Origin of the sequence: Pseudomonas sp. CCI3.1, assembly GCF_034313985.1 — a bacterium.
Classification (GTDB): Bacteria; Pseudomonadota; Gammaproteobacteria; order Pseudomonadales; family Pseudomonadaceae; genus Aquipseudomonas; species Aquipseudomonas psychrophila.
Genome location: NZ_JAVIWO010000001.1, coordinates 5,256,028 through 5,274,984 on the forward strand (window position 1 = coordinate 5,256,028; position 18,957 = coordinate 5,274,984).

Genomic DNA, 18,957 nt, shown 5'->3' on the forward strand with positions numbered 1-18,957 from the left:
TTGCCGCTTTTCATGGGGGTGGACTTGATGTTTATCAATACATTTACGACACCTCGGTATGTTGCAGTTCAAACAGCACCAGCGAGCGTCCGGTGACCTCGTAGGGCTTGTTGAACGGCAGGTGCTGGGGGCCTTTGATGGTCGGGTCCGTGGTGTCGAGCTTGCATGACCAACTGATGCCGTGGGGGACTTTGGGCAAGTTGAAGCTGATCGGGTCGTGGTTCGCATTCACGACGATCAGCAATGAAGCGTCTGCTCCGGCCCGTTGTACTCCGGACACCTGGGCCCGGCCATCCAGCAGCATGCCCAGGCACCGGGCCTGACCGTCCTGCCACTGCTCGGTGGTCATCTCGGTGCCATCGGGTGCCAACCAGGTGACGTCTTTTACCCCGGGGGTATCGCTGGAGTGACCCACCAAAAACAGGCCGCGCCGCAAGATGGGGTATTGCAGGCGTAACTTGATCAGGCGTTTGACAAACGCCAGCAGCGATTTACCGGTCTTGTCCAGTTCCCAGTTGATCCAGCCGATTTCGCTGTCCTGGCAGTAGGCGTTGTTGTTGCCGTGTTGGGTGCGGGCGAACTCGTCGCCGGCTACCAGCATCGGCGTGCCTTGGGCCAGGAGCAGGGTGGCCATGAAGTTGCGCATCTGGCGCTGACGCAGCGCATTGATTTCGGGATCGTCGGTGGGGCCTTCCACCCCGTGGTTCCACGAAATGTTGTTGTTGCTGCCGTCCTGATTGTTCTCTTCGTTGGCTTCGTTGTGCTTGTCGTTGTACGACACCAGATCGTGCAAGGTGAAGCCGTCATGGGCGGTAATGAAATTGACCGAGCTGTAGGGCCTGCGACCACGATGATTGAACAGGTCGGCAGAGCCGGTCATGCGTCCGGCAAAGTCGGCCAACTGGCCTTCGTCGCCTTTCCAGAAGGCGCGCACGGTGTCGCGAAAGCGGTCGTTCCACTCCGCCCAGCCAGGCGGGAAACCCCCGACCTGATAGCCCCCGGGCCCGCAGTCCCAGGGTTCAGCAATCATTTTGACCCGGCGCATCAGCGGGTCCTGGCGGCAGGCCACCAAAAAACTGTGACGTTCGTTAAAGCCGTCGTGATAACGCCCCAGAATGGTTGCCAGGTCGAAGCGGAAGCCGTCAACGTGCATTTCCCGGGCCCAGTAGCGCAGCGAGTCGGTGACCATCTGCAAGACGCACGGGTGGCTCAGGTCCAGGGTGTTGCCGGTGCCCGAATCATTGATGTAATAACGTTTATCCTCGGGCATCAACCGGTAGTACGAGGCGTTGTCGATGCCGCGCATGGACAGGGTCGGGCCTTGCTCGTTGCCTTCGGCGGTGTGGTTGTAGACCACATCCAGAATTACCTCCAGCCCGGCCTTGTGCAGGCGCGCGACCATTTCCTTGAACTCGGCGATCTTGCCGCTGGCCAGATAACGCGGGTCCGGTGCGAAAAAGGCGATGCTGTTGTAACCCCAATAATTGGTCATGCCTTTTTGCAGCAGGTGCTGGTCGTTGACGAATGCGTGTACCGGCAACAGCTCGACGCTGGTGACGCCCAGGCCGGTAATGTGTTCGACCACTTCATCGACCATCAACCCGGCAAAGGTGCCCCGTACCGCATCTGGTACGGCGGGGTGGCGCATGCTGATGCCGCGTACGTGGGCCTCGTAGAAGAGGGTGCGGTCCCAGGGCACGCTGAGTCGGTGGTCGTGGCCCCAGGTGTGCGCCGGGTCGATCACCTTGCACTTGGGCACAAATGGCGCGCTGTCACGCTCATCAAAACTCAGATCGGCATCCGGATGGCCGATGGTGTAGCCAAACAGGGCTTCTGACCATTTGAGTTCTCCCACAAGCTGCTTGGCGTAAGGGTCAATCAGCAATTTATGGTGGTTGAAGCGATGGCCGTTTTCCGGCTCGTAGGGACCATACACGCGGTAGCCGTAAACTTGCCCGGGGTGGGCGTCTGGCAGGTAGCCGTGAAAGGTCTCGTCGGTGTATTCGGGCAGCTCGATACGCTCCAGCTCAACTTCACCGTTAGCGTCGAACAGGCACAGTTCAACTTTGGTGGCGTTGGCTGAAAACAGGGCGAAGTTGACGCCCAGTCCATCCCAGGTGGCGCCCAGGGGGAAGGGCAGTCCTTCGCGGATGCGCAAAGTGTCGCCAGTGGGCGGTGCTGACGTGTGTTTACTCATGACCTGCTCCTGCGTATTAAGGACTTGAGGGATAGGTGGCCTGTAGGCGCTGGCTTGCCCGCTATTCAACTACCTTGATTCAACTCGTTCCCGGGTTGAATCAATCGCGGGCAGGCTCGCTCCCACACGTTGGAAACCTGTGCTCAAGACGAGGCAGGTTTGCGCGGTGCCCGGGGTTTTTTCTCGGCGCCAGGCTTGGGTGCTGCCTTGGCCTTGCCAGCCTTTGGTTCGGCTTTGGACGGGGACAGGGCTTGTGCCTGGGCCAGCTTGTGAGCCATGTCCCAATGGCGTGCCTCCTGGCCCTCGGGGCGACCCTCGGATTCCCAGATCTGATAGGCAAATTCACGAATGTGTTTGTCGTCGTTACTCATGGCGAAGCTCCTTGACTCATGGGTGAATTATCGGTCTCTTTCGTGGGCTTGCTGGCGGGCGCAGGCCAGCAATTCGAAGCGTTGCGTTGCATCAATCGCGTCCAGCAACGTATTGCAATCGCCCGGCATTCGGCGCCGCCAGTTGGGGTGGCCGCTGACAGTGCCAGGCAAATTGGCTTGCTCCTCAAGACCCAAAGCATCCTCGATCGGCAGCAACACCAGCGGCGCACGGGTGTGCCCCAGAAAACGGATGCTGGCGTCCAGTGTCGGGGCGTTGCCTTGGGCTTCTTCCTGAAAGTTCTGCGGGTCCTGGCGCAAGGCCCGGTCCAGGCCTTCGCACTCGCGTTGACGGTTTTCGCGCCAGTGGTGGGCGGTAACCGGATCAATCAGGCCCAGGCGTTCATTCCAGTCGATATCGCGTCCGTGCAACCAGCCATTGAGTGTCGGCAGATCATGGGTACTGGTGGTGGCGAGTGCATCGTGCGGCCAATCCAGTATGGGTTTGAAGCGCGCCCCATAGTCTTGCTCGAACAGCAGCACGCGTATGCCCAGGATTGCCCTTTCGCTGAGTTTCTCCCGCAGGCCGTCAGGTACCGTACCGAGGTCCTCTCCGAGGACGATGGCTTGATGGCGCACGGATTCGAGGCATACCAGGCGCAACAGGTCGTCAACCGGGTAATACAGATAAGCCCCCTCGCTGGGCGCTGCGCCCAAGGGAATCACCCATAAGCGTTGCAAGCCCAGTACATGGTCGATTCGCAGCCCACCGGCATGAGCAAAGTTGGCGCGCAACATCTCAATAAAAGCGCGAAAGCCATTGCGCTTGAGGCCTTCAGGCGAAAACGCGGAAATCCCCCAGCCCTGGCCTGCACGGTTCATCTGATCGGGTGGGGCACCCACGGTCAGTTGCGACAACAGTTCGTCCTGGCGACACCAGGCCTGACTGCCCGCACCATCGGCGCCCACGGCCAGGTCGGCGATCAGGCCGATGGCCATGCCGCTGGCCCGAGCGGCAGTTTGTGCGCGGCCCAGGCAGCGATCCATCAACCACTGACAAAACGCGTAATACGCGATGACATTTCGGTGTTCTTCGGCGAAATGCAGCAATGCAGGACTGTCGGGGTTGCGCCATTGCTCCGGCCAGTCGCGCCAGTCCAGGCTGTGATGTTCAGTCACACACAACTCTTGCAACGCTTCGAAACGGCAATGGTTCTCCAGGGCTTCGCCCCCCAGCTCGCGAAAGCGCTTGAAGTCAGCATGGAGCGGGTGTTCGTCCAGGATAAAATCGTTGTAGAGCTGGCGCAGCAATGCTTGTTTGGCCTTGGTTACGGCAGGCCAGTCGATCAGGGGCAGTTGTTCAAGACGCTGCAGTTCATCTCTCAGGCCGGTGGCGTCAATGGCCCGGTTGAGTGCCTCGTGCCCCAGGATGCTGGCGGGAGCGGCGTACAGGCTGTTGAGAAACAAACGGCTGGACGGTGAATAAGGGCTGTAATGCTTGGGTGCACTGCTGAACATGGCGTGCAAGGGGCTGATCGCCAGTGCGTCGGCTCCGCGTTCACCGACGGCCTGCAGCAGGGTTTCCAGCGCCTGGGTATCTCCAAACCCGCCATCCCCGTGGCGATGCAGCGAGTACAGCTGAACGCTCACTCCCCATGCTCGCGGGGCGGTTTGATGCAAGGCATCGGCAATACTGAAGCAGTGTGTCGGGGCCACGGCCAGGGTGAACTGCTGATCGTCCAGCTGTACCCGGTGGTAGCCGACGGGAATCATGCCCGGCAGTACGGCGTCAGCATCCAGCTGGATCGGCAGCGAATCACCGTTTTCCAGGTGCACGATGCACTGGCTATGGGGGTGGAAATAACGTGACAAGTCCAGGGCCTTGCCGACGTCTGCGGTCAGCAAGGGCGGCAGACGTTTGTTCTGTTGCTCCAGTTGCAAGTTCAGCAAGCTGGTTTCAATGGCTTCGGCGCTGTCGGCGGGTAATCCCAGACCCGCCAGAATGGCTTCCAGTACCTGGGGTGTAACCCTTTGTGGTTGGCCGTTGGCATCAATCCAGTCAACGGCCAGGCCGGCTCGGCCGGCGAGTACTTCGAGTTGCGCTTCGCTCATTGGCGGGCTCCCTTGGCGATAAACGGTCGGGCGTCAGGCAGATCCGCGGGTTGCATGACTCATGGCTTCACGGAGCGAAGCAATGACTTGGCTACCAGTTGTTCATAAAGCTCGGCGTAGGGTTCAACGGCCTTGCACCAGTTAAATGGGGCGGCCATTGCGCGGCAGCGCATGGCGTTGAACAGTGCCGGGTAACTGAAAACTTTGAACGCCCGTTTCAGGGCTTGCTCGTAACTGGCTACGGTGGACTCATCGAACAAGAAGCCGGTGACGCCATTCTCGATGGTGTCGGCCAGTCCGCCGGTGTTGCGAGCCACGGGCAGAGAGCCGAAGCGTTGTGCATACATTTGGCTCAACCCGCAGGGCTCGTAGCGCGAGGGCATCAGCAGGAAATCACTGCCCGCGAACATGCGCCGGGCATCGGTTTCATTGAAGCCGATGCGCACCCCGATCTGCCCCGGAAAGCGCAAGGCCAGTTCGCGCATGGTTTGCTCCTCTTCGGGCTCGCCGCGGCCGATGATGCAGATCTGACCACCGTTGGCCACGATAAAAGCCGCCACGGCTTCTGTCAGGTCCAGGCCTTTTTGGTACACCAGACGCGAAACCACGGCGAACAGGGGGCCCTTGGACGGTTTCAGGCCGAACAGGGTGCGCACATGGGCGGTGTTCAAGGCCCTTGCCTCCCAGTCACCGATGCCGAACGGGGCAACCAGATGGGGGTCGGTCGTGGCTTCCCAGCTTTCATCGATGCCATTGGGAATACCGCTCAGCAACCCTTGCTGGGTTTTACTGGCCAAAAAGCCATCCAGCCCGCATCCAAAGGCCGGGGTGGTGATTTCGGCAGCATAGGTGGCGCTGACAGTGGTGATATGGCTCGCGTAGGCCATGCCCGCCTTCAGGAACGACAACTTGCCATAAAACTCCATGCCGTCCTGCTGCAGGGCATGCTGCGGAATGCCCAGCTCCGGGCAGCAGGCGCGGCTGAATACGCCCTGATAGGCCAGGTTATGGATGGTAAAGAGTGTGGGCGTACGTTGGCCGCGCCAATGCATATAAGCAGGCGCCAGCCCGGCGGGCCAGTCGTGGGCGTGGACCAGATCGGGTTGCCAGTGAATTTGCGCCAGGTTGGCCGCAATATCGGCTGCGGCCAGGCCAAGGCGAGCGAAGCGAATATGGTTGTCAGGCCAGTCGCGTCCGTTATTGGCGCCGTAGGGAGTGCCTTCGCGCTCATACAGTTCCGGGCAAATCAGCACATAGATGACCAGCCCGTCCTTCAAGTCCATGCGGCCGATCTTGCAGGCGGGCAGGGCAGCATGGCCGCCGAGTTCACCGATGATATGAATCGGGTTGTCGCTGTTGAGTACTTGCGGGTAGCCAGGGATCAATACACGCACATCATGCAAGTGACGCATGGCCCGCGGCAGGGCGGCCGACACATCCCCCAGACCGCCTGTTTTAACCAGGTCGGCCAGTTCGGAAGTGACAAACAGCACTTTCTTCTTGTTGGGATTGGCACTCGCCAGCGGCAGCTCGGGCCTCCCCGCAGGGGCCAAGTCTGGCAGAGACAACAGCTCACTCACAACTTGCGGGGTCAGACGTTCTTCTTGATGTGGCGCAGCCGCACTGATCATGAATTTCTCCCGTTATATTTATTGATCCACTGACGGCCACCCGGCCGGTACTTCCCCACTTGCGATTGGCCCTGTCATCCAGGGCATAAATGCTCAAAAGATGATTAAGGCACTGCAAGGAATGCACCAATAGCGGCAACCCAGCCTTAGGTAGACCTATCACGGGTGAAGAAAATTCGATTGTCTGATTACGGCAGTTAGACGCCGTAGACATGACAGCGTTGAGTGTAGGAGAGATACTTCAAGGTGTTAGGTATATGAGATGTTTTTTTGTAGGACAAAGATAATTATCGCGTAGGAAAAATATCTATCACGGGATGTGTGTCACTGTTATTTCAGTGCCGGGTGATGCGTCGCTTCTTTGTTGTCGCTGCCGAGGAACGAAGGCTGCGAGCTCTTGATCGTGCGAACGGGACAATAAAGCTCGCAGCCTTCGTTCCTCGGCAGCGACTACAGGTCACTTAACGCTCCAGAGGATTTCAAAAAAGCACGGGGGCGCACCATTGCGGTGCGCTGCGTGCTGAAATCTCAGTTGCCGGGATACTCGGCCACAACCTGATCACTGCCATCGTTGCGCAAGCCGATCACCTGATACGCGTCCTTGCGGTCACCCATTTCCATACCCGGCGAACCCATAGGCATGCCCGGTACCGCAATCCCCTTTAGGTCATTGCGCTTGGTCAATGCCACCACTTGTTCGGCCGGGACATGGCCTTCAACAAATTTGCCGTTGATCACCCCGGTATGGCATGAAGCCAGGCGCGGCTGGACACCGAGGCGCTGCTTGACACTGCTCATGTCGGCTTCCACATGGTCATTGACCTTGAAGCCATTGGTTTCAAGGTGGGAGATCCAGGCTTTGCAGCAGCCACAGTTGGCATCGCGGTGCACATCAATGGTCAGTTGTTCGGCGGCCTGAGCCAGCGAGGACAACAGCAGGGCCGAGAGTGCGACAAGGCGCAAAGGGGTTTTCATCGAGTTCCTCAATACGTAAAAAATGTGAGCCTGAGCATTAACGACTGTCAGGTAACTGATGACCAGATGACAATTTTGTCAGGTTGGGCCACCTTGCTGCGTTTCAAGGCGTCAGTCGCAAGCTTGCACGGATGCCCTGGACCTCGGGCTCGTTGGCTTTGTAGCCGTCTGCCGGGCCTGCGTAGGAAAGGGCGTAGGCGCTGTTGCCCTGAGTGGCGGCCACCAGGGTCTGGGTGATGACATGGTTGCCGTTCTGGGTGATTTTGCAGGTGGTTTGCAAGGCGTCCAGGCCCCCCAGGGTGCTGCTGTTGATTTTGCTGCAAGCGCTCTGGTATCCGCCTTTGGCGAAGTTTTGCTGCAGGGTTTTGCGCATTTGCAGCAAAACGGCCTCCATATTCACCTTGTGTTCCGGCACCAGGGTCGACTGGGTCAGCTCCATGACCATTTGCGGATCGCCATTGGCATCGTTCTTCACGGCCCGTTGGCGCACGCTGCTGTCGCCGGGCTCAGGGGTGACGGTTTGAATCTCCCAGCCTGCGGGCCAGGTAATCGTCAGACCGTCGGCATGGGCCGCTGGCAACGCAACAAGCAGGCATAAACCGATAAAAGCGGGGAAACGGCGGGCAAAGTGCATAGGTCTCAGGCCTTTTTGACGGGTTTTTAACAGCAATAGTGTATCAATAGGTGTCGATCTCTTGCTTTGCAGCGTGACATCATTTTCGACCATTGCTCAGCTAAACCTTTGCTTCTTATGTCTAATCCCGGACAATCGCGCCCCTCTTATGGCCGGGGCGATGTCAGCAAGGTGTTTCTTGTCCGCTCCGGCTGCGTGGTAACGACCGGCTAGCGGAGATTCGACCGGATGAATGACCAGGCTAACAGCGTCGACGAACGCTTCGACGAGACCCCTGCGACTCTCAGTCGCTGGAATCGTCATGACACCACCTGGATGCTGGGCCTGTTCGGCACAGCGATTGGCGCAGGTACCTTGTTCTTGCCAATCAATGCAGGGCTTGGCGGCTTTTGGCCGTTATTGATCCTGGCGCTGCTGGCGTTCCCGATGACCTTTTACGCTCACCGTGGCTTGACCCGCTTCGTACTCTCCGGGCGCGAAGGCTCAGATATCACTGACGTGGTTGAAGAGCATTTTGGCCTGCGCGCCGGCGCAGTGATCACATTGCTGTACTTCCTGGCGATTTTTCCGATTTTGCTGATTTACAGCGTAGCGCTGACCAACACAGTTGGCAGCTTTATGCTCAATCAAATGCATATCACGCCTCCGCCACGGGCAATTCTGGCGCTGGTTCTGATTCTGGGCTTGCTGATTGTGGTGCGCTGCGGCGAACAAGTGATCGTCAAGGCCATGAGCATGATGGTCTACCCGTTTATTGTCGCGTTGCTGTTTTTGGCCGTGTTTCTGATTCCGCACTGGAACGGCGGCATTCTGAGTACCGCGACCACGCTGCCTGCACCTTCTGCATTGCTGCACACCTTATGGCTGGCCATCCCGGTGATGGTGTTCTCCTTTAACCACTCGCCCATTATCTCGGCGTTCGCCGTTGATCAGAAGCGCCGCTATGGTGCCAATGCCGATGAGCGCAGCTCGCAGATCCTGTCCCGCGCCCACCTGCTGATGGTGGTGATGGTGCTGTTCTTCGTGTTCAGCTGCGTACTCACGCTGTCGCCGGAGCAACTGCTTGAGGCCAAGACGCAGAACCTGTCGATCCTGTCCTACCTGGCCAACCACTTCAGCAACCCGACCATCGCTTTTGCTGCGCCGCTGATTGCGTTTGTGGCCATTGCCAAGTCGTTCCTGGGCCACTACATCGGCGCCAGTGAAGGTCTTAAAGGCCTGGTACTGAAAACCGGCAAGCGCCCTGCAGCGAAAAACCTCGACCGCATGACTGCCGCGTTCATGCTGGTGGTGTGCTGGGCGGTGGCAACGCTGAACCCAAGCATCCTGCGCATGATCGAAACCATGGGCGGGCCGGTGATTGCAGCCATCCTGTTCCTGATGCCGATGTACGCGATTCGCCGTATTCCAGCCATGCGCCAGTATTCGGGGCAGATCTCCAACGTCTTCGTGACGGTTGTTGGCCTGATCGCGATTTCGTCGCTGGTGTACTCGCTTATCCCTTGATCCTTGCCCCAGTCGCCGCCGTTCTGTGCGGCGACATTGCATGATTGCCCTCGCAAGCCGCCCAAGGCTTGAGTCTGGCCAGTACTGCGAATATGATTGCGACCCATTCCTATTCGCAGTGTGCTGACAGCACGTCCCGAGGGTTCCCGTGTCGCCATCCCCGTCGAACCCACCGTTGCTGCATGCAGACGTGCATAGCCTTTATAGCGATCACCACGGTTGGCTGGTGAACTGGCTGCGGCGGCGTTTGCGTGATACCGACAATGCTGCCGACATGGCACAAGACACCTTCCTTTATGTATTGGGCAAACCGGAGCAGGTTGCGCAGTTGCGTGAGCCGCGTGCCTGGTTGAGCAGCATCGCCAAGGGTTTGTTGATTGACCGCTTTCGCCGCCAGAAAGTCGAGCAGGCGTATCTGCAAGCCATTGCGCACTTGCCCGAGCAGGAGATGCCGGCTCCCGAAGAGCGTTTGATCCTCCTGGAAACCCTGACCCGAATCGATGCGCTGCTCGATGGCTTGAAACCTGCGGTGCGAACTGCTTTTTTGCTTTCACGCCTTGAAGGGCTTGGCTATCAGGCGATTGCCGAGCGCCTTGGGGTTAGTCTGAGTTCGATTGAAAAGTACATGGCCACGGCCATCCGCCATTGCTTTGTCGCGCGTCACACCCTGTGAGCGGTAGCCCCACGCAGGTCGAATTTGCGCCCCATGTGCTCGATCAGGCCATTGACTGGCTGGTGAAAACCCAATCCGGCGCGGCTGAACCGCAAGTGTTTGCCGCGTGCAAGCAATGGCGCGCCGCCGACGCCAGCCACGAAGCTGCCTGGCAAGCCCTGCAACTGACCGAGACGACCTTGCGTCAGGCCTCGGCACTCTCCGGTCGTGTGGCACTGGACACCCTGGCCGGCAGTGGCCGCCTGCGCTCGCGCCGCCAGACGCTCAAAGTACTGGGGTTGAGCATGCTGGGCGCCGGGGCGGGGGCTTTGGCGATCCAGCAGCAACCGTGGCGTACGTTTGGCGCCGACTATGCCACTGGTGTGGGTGAGCGGCGATTGTTCAATCTGGTGGATGGCACGGATTTGCAGCTCAATACCGACAGTTCTGCTGATGTGCTGTTCACGGAGCAACAGCGGCTGGTGGTGTTGCGCAGTGGTGAGATTTTTGTCCGCACGGGCCAGGACCCGATTTCTGTCAGCGGTCGCCGACCGTTTTGGGTTCACACCCGTGAGGCTCGATTGCAGGCCATCGGCACGGCATTCGACGTGCGTCAGGAATCCGGGCGTACCCGGCTGCTGGTCGAGGAGGGGGTGGTGGCGATTCACATGCCTGATGCCCGACCAGTACTGGTGCAAGCCGGGGGCGAGTATTTGATCAACGCCCGTTCGGCGCAACCGCAGCCGGCGTCTGGGTTCACGACCAGTGGCTGGGCAAGCGGTGTGCTGGTGGCCAGGCAGATGCGTTTGCAGGACCTGGCGCAAGAGCTCGCGCGCTATCGCCACGGCTGGTTGCAGTGCGATCCGGCGGTCAGAGACCTGCGGGTGTCCGGGGTGTTTCAGCTCGAGGGTATCGACCATGCGCTGGAAAGCCTGAGCCAGTCGCTTCCAGTTCGAATTGAGCACAGGACACGGTTCTGGACGAGGATTGTGGCGGCGTAGGCAATCGTACCTGGGTGCTGCTGAAGGATTTTGTGCAAGCCGTTTTTTGCCGAGTATTACAAATACGAATAATTATCAAATTTCTTTGCGGGTTTTCGCGTGTCCTTCGACAGATAGGCATAAGACTTATTTATTGCAGGAGCCCCGCGCCAATGTCCCGTGTTTATCGCAACCCTTCATTGCCTTCCCGCAGCCGCCTGGCCTTGGCCTTGCAAACCGTGTTACTGGGCGGCGCAATGCTGGCGGCCACGCAACCGTTCTCGCTGGCCAGCGCCGCCCCCATCAGTGCCCAACGCAGTTTCGACGTGCCAGCCAGTGATCTGGAAGCGTCGTTAAACCGCTTTGCCCAGCAGGCCAATATTTCCCTGCCTTATGATCCGAGCCTGGTCAGAAACAAGCAGGCGCCGGCACTCAAGGGGCGTTTCGATGTGGCGCAGGGCTTGCAGAACTTGCTAAAAGGCAGTGGCCTGACGGCCACTGAAGGCGCCAATGGCGTCTGGATACTCTATCCGTTGAGCTCGGACGGTGCGCAATTGCAACTGCAAGCCACTAGTGTCACAGGGCTGGGGTTAGGCGGCACCACAGAGGGCAGCAATTCCTACACAACCGGTGAAACCAGTACGGCGACCAAGCTGCCTCTTTCGCTGCGCGAAACACCGCAATCTGTCACGGTAATTACCCGCCAGCAGATGACCGATCAGGGGTTGGGGAGTATCGCTCAAGTACTGGCGCAAACCCCTGGTATCACCGTGATGCATGACGACAGCGAGCGGTACAACTTCTATTCCCGTGGTTTTACCCTGGACAACTTTCAGTACGACGGCGTACCGACCTCGGATTTCACCACCAACACCAATGGCCTGGGCATGCGTGACATGGCTATTTACGACCGTGTAGAGGTGGTGCGCGGCGCCACCGGTCTGATGAGTGGCGTGGGCAGCCCATCGGGCGCGGTGAATCTGGTGCGCAAACGTCCGACCAAGGAGTTTCAGGGGTATGCATCGGGCAGCGGCGGTTCGTGGGACCGTTATCGCACCGAACTGGACCTGTCCGGGCCGCTCACTGAAAACGGTGCGGTACGTGGTCGTATGGTTGCAGCTCGCGAAGAGGGTCGTTCTTTCATCGATCGCTACTCCTCTGACAAGGACGTGTTTTATGGCATCGCCGAAGCAGATTTGAGCGATGACACCACCGCTTATGCCGGTATCGACTATCAGCGGATTAACTCCAACGGCTCAAGTTTTGGCCAATTACCGCTGTATTACAGCGATGGCAGCCGAACCCATTTCAGCCGCTCGATGAATCCAGCAGCCAAGTGGGCCTATGCCGACAGCGAAAGCACCAAATACTTCGCAGGGGTTGAGCAACGTTTTGACAACGACTGGCTGCTTAAAGTCGAGGCCAGTCACTGGAAGGGCAATACCGAGCAGTTGCAGGGGAATCTGGTGGGGTGGGGACCTTTCCCCGATAAAGCCACGGGTCAAGCTCAATTCATGAGCGGTACCAAAACCTTCGAGATCAAGACCGATACCCTGGATGCCTATGCGACCGGGCCATTCGAGCTTTTGGGTCGGACCCATGAACTGGTGGTGGGGATGAATGTCAGCGATGGTCGTACGGACTATCTGGCAATGAATGCGGATGACCTGACCGTCAATTATGAGAACTGGAACAATGACGCGCCGCGTCCTACGGACTTGAGCCGGGGTCTGAAGCAAAAGTACAAGACCAAAGAGTCGGCGGCTTACGGAGCGTTGCGTTTCAAGCCTACAGATGATCTGTCGGTGATCCTGGGCACCCGAGTGGTGAACTACGATCGCAAGGGAACAATGACGTATAACGCGGCGCAAACTACTCCGACGACCGATAACAGCAAAAAAACCGGAAAAATGATCCCTTATGCAGGGATCGTCTATGACCTGAGCGAAAGCCACTCGGTCTATGCCAGCTATACCGACATCTTTACTCCCCAAAGCTACTTCGATCGCGACAACAAAGTGCTCGCCCCCGTGACCGGGCAAAGCTACGAAACAGGCTTGAAGTCGGAGTATTTTGGCGGTGCCCTGAACACCAGTTTTGCCCTGTTTCTGATCAAGCAGGACAACTACGCCGAATACGACGGTATGCGCGCCGATGGCCAGGATGCCTACAAAGCAGTCAGTGGCACCAAGACCAAAGGCTTTGAGGCTGAAATTTCCGGCGAAGTCATGAGCGGCTGGCAATTGCTGGCGGGTTACACCTACGCCCAGCCACGGGACAAGGAGGGCAAGCGGATCAACAGTAATCACCCCGAGCAATTGTTCAAACTGGCCACCAACTATCAGCTGTCCGGTGATCTTAAGGATCTGAACGTGGGCGGCAACCTGACGTGGCAAGGCTCGACCTACAGCGAGCTCGACTCATCGATCAAAGCTGATGCCAAGGAAGGCAGCTTCGCGGTGGTCGGCTTGATGGCCCGCTATGACATCACTCAAGACTTGAGTGCCTCGGTCAATCTGAACAACGTATTCGATCGTGAATACCTTAGCGGGTATGGCTTGTATTCAACCTATTACTACGGCGACCCGCGCAACCTGATGCTGGGCATGAAGTACCGTTTCTGACGACTGTTTCGTCTTGCAGGGGCGCGGCGTCGACCAGACTCAGCGCCACAAATTTGCGGACAAGGCCCAGCGATTTCATTGCCAGCGTGCCGTGTGTCACTTGTGCCTTTATCACTGGCAAGGGGCCTTAACCGGCGCGGCGAGCGTGACATCATCGCCGTGGACGATCTAACCGATGGCGACAAGTGCCGCAATCTCGCGGACTGCGATATCGCCGATTACGTTGGCAAGAGTGAATTCGTTCAGCGCTTTGCCAGCCATCAACTGGGCGAAGTGCGTGCGGTGTTGCATCAGGGCGCCTGCTCCAGCACGGTGGAAAATGACGGGCGGTTGATGATGGACAACCACTACCGTTACAGCTGCGATGTGCTGAGGACCGACCGCCCCTGAGCGTCGAAACTGCCATGCTGGAGGGTGTCATGCGCTACTGCGAATTCCCGCTGGGGCTCAAGCACAAGTATCAGGTTTACACCTGTGCGGACCTCACACAGTTACGTGAGGCGGGTTATTGCGAACCGATGATGGGATTGGAGGAGGGGGGCAACGGTATTGTGCAGGGCTTCTTGTGGGAGCGAGCCTGCTCGCTCCCACAGTTGAAAGGTTATTTACCTGACAGCAGCGCCTCAAGTTTTTCCTGGTCGCGAGCGAACTGACGAATGCCTTCAGCCAGTTTCTCGGTGGCCATTGCATCTTCGTTCGAGGCCCAGCGGAATTGCGCTTCGTTCAGTATCAGGCGCGGTTCGCCTGCGTGGCCAGGGACAAGTTTGCGTTCCAGCTGGCCGTCGTCCAGTGCCAGTTTTTCCAGCAGGTCGGGGCTGATGGTCAGGCGGTCGCAGCCGGCCAGTTGCTCGATCTGGTTGAGGTTGCGGAAGCTGGCGCCCATCACCACGGTGTTGTAGGCATTGGCTTTGTAGTAGTTGTAGATACGGGTTACGGACTGCACGCCCGGATCATCGGAGCCGGTGTAGTCAACGCCGGTGGACTTCTTGTACCAGTCGTAAATCCGACCTACGAACGGCGAGATCAGGAATACCCCGGCATCGGCACAGGCAGCGGCCTGGGCGAACGAGAACAACAGGGTCAGGTTGGTTTGAATGCCGTCCTTTTCCAGTTTCTCTGCCGCGCGGATGCCTTCCCAGGTCGAGGCGAGCTTGATCAGCACGCGGTCGCGGCCTACACCAGCCTTGTCGTAAAGCTCGATCAACTGGTGGGCTTTTTTCAGCAGGGCGGGTTCGTCAAACGACAGGCGGGCGTCGACTTCAGTCGAAATACGGCCCGGTATCACATTCAAGATACCGCTACCTACCGATACCGCGAAATGGTCGCAAGCCAGGCCCACATCACCTTTGGCGTGGCTGATGGCGTTTTTCAGCAGTTCGGCATAGCCGGGCATTGCTGCAGCCTTGAGCAGCAGCGACGGGTTGGTGGTTGCATCCACAGGTTTGAGACGGGTAATCGCGTCGAGGTCGCCGGTGTCTGCGACCACGGTGGTGAACTGCTTGAGTTGTTCCAGCTTGGAAGTCATGAGCGTCTCTGTCGAAAAGGTATTAATGGCGTACAGATTGATTGCGTCGGCGATCATTAGTTCGTTGAACGGTGAGTGGCAGAATGCCGCTGAACACCTTCTCAGTGCAACCAATCGTGCAGATTTAATCTGTCGCAGTGCCATTACCTTAACGTCAAATCTCCATCTTGCTCCACCCTGGCTTGCACGGCTCTGGCTCGCAGATCTGCACCGCATTGACGGTTTTGCCGGTGGCGAGTTCAACCCTGCGTGCCACCTCCGGGTCGTCGGCAAACGGGATCAGGCTGGCTTCGTCGATGTCTTTCTCGGTTTTGTGCTTCAAGCACCAGCTGACGGCGCAGTAAATACTGATCACAGCGCAGCTGTTGAGGGCTATTTCGAGCATGTGCAACGCTCCTTGCTGGAGGGCAAGCGCAAGCCTTGTGGCCTGCGCTGCAAAGGGATCAAGCAATCCGGGCGGCCAGTTCGGCCTGTTTGAGGTTGGCCACTCGCACCGTGCGCCATACGTTCCAGGCCATGAGCAACATGCCGCACAGGAAGAACAGCCCGCCCACCAGGCGTACGACAAAGCCCGGGTGACTGGCCTGTAAAGACTCGACAAACGAGTAGGTCAGGGTGCCGTCATCGTTGATCGCCCGCCACATCAGGCCCTGGGTGATGCCGTTGACCCACATCGAGGCGATGTAGAGCACGGTACCGATGGTAGCCAGCCAGAAGTGCAGGTTGATCAGCGCGATGCTGTGCATCTGCTCGCGGCCGAAGATTTTCGGGATCATGTGGTACAGCGCCCCGAAGGTAATCATCGCCACCCAGCCCAAAGCCCCGGCGTGTACGTGGCCGATGGTCCAGTCGGTGTAATGGGAGAGGGCGTTGACGGTCTTGATCGCCATCATCGGGCCCTCGAAGGTCGACATGCCGTAGAAGGCCAGCGACAGCACCAGAAAGCGCAGGATCGGGTCGGTACGCAACTTATGCCAGGCCCCCGACAGGGTCATCATGCCGTTGATCATGCCGCCCCAGCTCGGTGCCAGCAGGATGATCGACATTGCCATGCCCAGCGATTGCGCCCAGTCCGGCAAGGCGGTGTAGTGCAAGTGGTGAGGGCCTGCCCAGATATAGAGCGTGATCAGTGCCCAGAAATGGACGATGGACAGGCGATAAGAGTAAATCGGCTTGCCGACTTGCTTGGGTACGAAGTAGTACATCATTCCGAGAAAGCCGGTTGTCAGGAAGAAACCTACGGCGTTGTGCCCATACCACCACTGCACCATGGCATCGGTGGCGCCGGAGTAGACCGGATATGACTTGAACCAGTCCACAGGAATGGCCAGGTGATTGACCACATGGAGCATGGCAATCACCAGAATAAACGCGCCGAAAAACCAGTTGCCGACATAGATGTGCTTTGTTTTTCGTCGAACCACTGTGGTGAAGAAGACGATGGCGTAGGCCACCCAGACCACGGTCATCCAGACGGCGCCGGTGAACTCGATTTCGGCGTATTCCTTGGTCGTGGTGTAGCCCAGGGGCAGGGTGACCAGCATGATCACGATCACTGACTGCCAGCCCCAAAAAGTGAAGGCAGCGAGCTTGTCGGAGAACAGCCGCACGCCGCAGGTGCGCTGTACGGCGTAATAGCTGGCGGCAAATTGGGCGCTGCCGGCAAAACCGAAAATTACCAGGCTGGTGTGCAATGGACGCAGGCGGCCGAAGGTGGTCCAGGGCAGGTCGAGGTTCATTTGCGGCCAGGCCAGTTGTGAGGCGATCCATACGCCCATGGCCATGCCGACTACCCCCCACACCACAGTCATGATGGCGAATTGGCGGACGACCTTATAGTTATAGGCCTGCCCGTTTTGTGCTGTGCTCATGCTCAAGTCTTCCACGGTTCAAAGTCCTGCCAGGCCTCGTGGTCTGGCGCAGGGTGAACTTTAGGAAGCTTGAGTAAAACAAGACAGATTCAGAAAATCAGAATTTATGCGGATCAGATTATTTGTTTTGTTTAATGGGTTTTTTTCAAAACTGATCTGGTTTTTAAGGTTTTTTTGATATTAATTTTTAACTGAACTGTAGGGTGCAGCTCTCTGTTTAATGTTTGCTCCAGCACATTCATCGACGGATACAACCTGGTTCTGCGGCGATTCTCCAAGGCTTGGCTATACCTATATGGGCGCGTTCCTACGGCCGCCCCCCCACAGGAGTTACAGAATGAAGCTTGGTTTAATGATCGGTACGTTGTGCGTCGCCTCGATCGCGATGGTCGGTTGTGCGAGCAAGGTCCAGCAGCCGGACGAATACTCCGGTTTTCTAAAGGATTACAGCCGCCTAAAAGAGGCCAAGTCGCCCTCTGGTGCTGAAGTGATGCGTTGGGTAGACCCAAACCTGAAGGTGAACGAGTACACAAGCGTGTACATCGAGCCGACTCAGCTGTACCCGGCACCCAAGCCGACGGAGAAAATCCCGCAAAGTACGTTGAACGGAATCACCAACTACTACGATCAGGCCCTTAAACGTGAACTGAGCAAATCATTGCCATTGGCCAGTGCCCCTGGTCCGGGTGTGATTGTGGTGCGGGCAGCCATCACCGCAGTCAGCAGCGAGACCGCGAGCCTGGCGCCTTATGAATATATTCCGGTAGCGCTGGTGGCAGCGGCGGTGAGCACGGCGTCGGGCATCCGCGATCAGGATACCGAACTGGCTACCGAAGCCGTCTTTATCGACGGGCAAAGCCAGGATGTGGTGGCCCAGGTCGTGCGCAAAGGCACTGGCAAGCCGTTGGCGAACAGCAGCCAGGCCATGAAGGCCGATGATGTGAAGAATGTCATCGATACCTGGGCTGCGGACTTGCACCAGTCGTATCTGAAACTGAAAAAGTAATTGCACCCGGTGGTGCCTCAGTGGGGGCGAGCACGCTCGCTACCACTGGCGTGTTCGTCAGTTTTGGCAGAAGTGCATGAAGGGTTGTGGGAATAGTCTTTTTGTAATGAGAGGCGTGAGATTTTATGCTCAGGCCGTAGGTCGTCCGCCTGATTCATGTTTAACTTCGGCCTCTTCAAAAACTGTTAAGAAGGACATCGTTCATGGCTCAAGTGACGCTTAAAGGCAACCCTGTTCAAGTCAACGGCGAACTGCCTGCAGTAGGTTCCAAGGCGCCAGCGTTTTCGCTGGTTGCAGGTAATTTGTCCGACGTAACACTGGCGAGCTTTGCTGGTAAGCGTAAAGTGCTGAACATCTTCCCAAGCGTTGACACCCCGACGTGTGCGACCTCCGTGCGTACGTTCAACGCTCAGGCCAACGAACTGGCCAATACCGTGGTGCTGTGCATCTCGGCTGACCTGCCATTCGCTCAGGCCCGCTTCTGCGGCGCCGAAGGCCTTGAAAACGTGCAAAACCTGTCGACCCTGCGCGGTCGCGAGTTCATCGAGAACTACGGAGTTGCAATCGCTGATGGCCCGCTGGCTGGCCTGACTGCGCGCGCGGTCGTGGTTCTGGACGAAAACGACAACGTGCTGCACAGCGAACTGGTAAAAGAAATCGCTGAAGAGCCGAACTACGAAGCAGCCCTGGCTGTTTTGAAGTAAGTCGTACCGCTAGACCCAAAACGGCCTGGCACCGAGAGGTGCCAGGCCGTTTTTTTTTGCGTCCCATTCTGTAATCCGGCAACCCTTGTGGGAGCGGGCTTGCTCGCGATGGGGGCGCTGCGGTGCATCGGTACAGCTGCGGTGACGCCATCGCGAGCAAGCCAGCTCCCAC

The 18,957-nt window shown here is 58.1% G+C and carries 15 protein-coding genes and 1 pseudogene; 7 read left to right on the forward strand and 9 right to left on the reverse strand.

Annotated features, from left to right (window positions below; translation table 11 throughout):
* Positions 1 to 43 precede the first annotated feature (43 nt).
* The 6 genes from glgX to RGV06_RS24265 form a co-directional block, all read right to left on the reverse strand.
* Positions 44 to 2,197, reverse strand: coding sequence for a glycogen debranching protein GlgX (glgX, locus tag RGV06_RS24240; RefSeq protein ID WP_322151633.1), 2,154 nt, complete (start codon positions 2,195 to 2,197; stop codon positions 44 to 46).
* Between the two features lie 143 nt (positions 2,198 to 2,340).
* The gene (locus RGV06_RS24245; RefSeq protein ID WP_046809774.1) at positions 2,341 to 2,568 is read right to left on the reverse strand and encodes a DUF2934 domain-containing protein; all 228 of its coding nucleotides are present in this window, start codon (positions 2,566 to 2,568) and stop codon (positions 2,341 to 2,343) included.
* Positions 2,569 to 2,595: 27 nt separating this feature from the next.
* Entirely contained in the window at positions 2,596 to 4,677 is a 2,082-nt protein-coding gene (gene malQ / locus RGV06_RS24250) for a 4-alpha-glucanotransferase (RefSeq protein WP_198822630.1), read from the reverse strand.
* Between the two features lie 59 nt (positions 4,678 to 4,736).
* A complete protein-coding gene (gene glgA, locus RGV06_RS24255; protein ID WP_019828936.1) occupies positions 4,737 to 6,308 on the reverse strand; it encodes a glycogen synthase GlgA in 1,572 nt (523 codons plus the stop codon).
* A 528-nt stretch (positions 6,309 to 6,836) separates the two neighbouring features.
* Positions 6,837 to 7,283, reverse strand: a complete 447-nt coding sequence (locus RGV06_RS24260) for a DUF411 domain-containing protein (protein ID WP_037032823.1) — start codon at positions 7,281 to 7,283, stop codon at positions 6,837 to 6,839.
* Between the two features lie 103 nt (positions 7,284 to 7,386).
* Positions 7,387 to 7,917 (reverse strand): DUF4946 domain-containing protein, encoded by a 531-nt coding sequence (locus RGV06_RS24265; RefSeq protein ID WP_019828938.1) that lies wholly within the window; start codon positions 7,915 to 7,917, stop codon positions 7,387 to 7,389.
* A gap of 228 nt (positions 7,918 to 8,145) precedes the next feature.
* Between RGV06_RS24265 and RGV06_RS24270 the strand changes: the two genes are divergently transcribed.
* From RGV06_RS24270 to RGV06_RS24290, 5 genes and pseudogenes are all read left to right on the forward strand, one after another.
* Positions 8,146 to 9,423 (forward strand): serine/threonine transporter, encoded by a 1,278-nt coding sequence (locus RGV06_RS24270; protein ID WP_046809771.1) that lies wholly within the window; start codon positions 8,146 to 8,148, stop codon positions 9,421 to 9,423.
* A 148-nt stretch (positions 9,424 to 9,571) separates the two neighbouring features.
* Positions 9,572 to 10,096, forward strand: a complete 525-nt coding sequence (locus RGV06_RS24275; RefSeq protein WP_037032778.1) for a sigma-70 family RNA polymerase sigma factor — start codon at positions 9,572 to 9,574, stop codon at positions 10,094 to 10,096.
* The gene (locus tag RGV06_RS24280; RefSeq protein ID WP_322151634.1) at positions 10,093 to 11,076 is read left to right on the forward strand and encodes a FecR family protein; all 984 of its coding nucleotides are present in this window, start codon (positions 10,093 to 10,095) and stop codon (positions 11,074 to 11,076) included. Before RGV06_RS24275 ends, RGV06_RS24280 begins: the two co-directional genes overlap by 4 nt.
* A 152-nt stretch (positions 11,077 to 11,228) precedes the next feature.
* Positions 11,229 to 13,679 carry a TonB-dependent siderophore receptor gene (locus RGV06_RS24285; RefSeq protein WP_048351977.1) on the forward strand — a complete coding sequence of 817 codons (2,451 nt, stop codon included), beginning with the start codon at positions 11,229 to 11,231 and terminating at the stop codon, positions 13,677 to 13,679.
* Between the two features lie 72 nt (positions 13,680 to 13,751).
* Positions 13,752 to 14,051 (forward strand): annotated as a pseudogene (locus RGV06_RS24290) (hypothetical protein); the annotation flags it as partial.
* 229 nt (positions 14,052 to 14,280) lie between these two features.
* Here RGV06_RS24290 and tal read toward each other — a convergent pair.
* The 3 genes from tal to ccoN all read right to left on the reverse strand — a co-directional run bounded on the left by tal (position 14,281) and on the right by ccoN (position 17,075).
* Positions 14,281 to 15,204, reverse strand: a complete 924-nt coding sequence (gene tal / locus RGV06_RS24295; protein ID WP_322151635.1) for a transaldolase — start codon at positions 15,202 to 15,204, stop codon at positions 14,281 to 14,283.
* Positions 15,205 to 15,358: 154 nt separating this feature from the next.
* Positions 15,359 to 15,589, reverse strand: a complete 231-nt coding sequence (locus RGV06_RS24300) for a hypothetical protein (protein ID WP_048351979.1) — start codon at positions 15,587 to 15,589, stop codon at positions 15,359 to 15,361.
* Positions 15,590 to 15,647: 58 nt separating this feature from the next.
* Positions 15,648 to 17,075: a cytochrome-c oxidase, cbb3-type subunit I gene (gene ccoN, locus RGV06_RS24305; RefSeq protein WP_019828948.1), complete on the reverse strand. Its 1,428-nt coding sequence runs from the start codon at positions 17,073 to 17,075 to the stop codon at positions 15,648 to 15,650.
* Positions 17,076 to 17,412: 337 nt separating this feature from the next.
* Between ccoN and RGV06_RS24310 the strand changes: the two genes are divergently transcribed.
* On the forward strand, positions 17,413 to 18,081 hold the full coding sequence (locus RGV06_RS24310; RefSeq protein WP_019828949.1) for a DUF3313 domain-containing protein: 669 nt from the start codon (positions 17,413 to 17,415) through the stop codon (positions 18,079 to 18,081).
* Positions 18,082 to 18,284: 203 nt separating this feature from the next.
* Positions 18,285 to 18,785 carry a thiol peroxidase gene (tpx, locus tag RGV06_RS24315; protein ID WP_019828950.1) on the forward strand — a complete coding sequence of 167 codons (501 nt, stop codon included), beginning with the start codon at positions 18,285 to 18,287 and terminating at the stop codon, positions 18,783 to 18,785.
* The last annotated feature ends 172 nt before the right edge of the window (positions 18,786 to 18,957 follow it).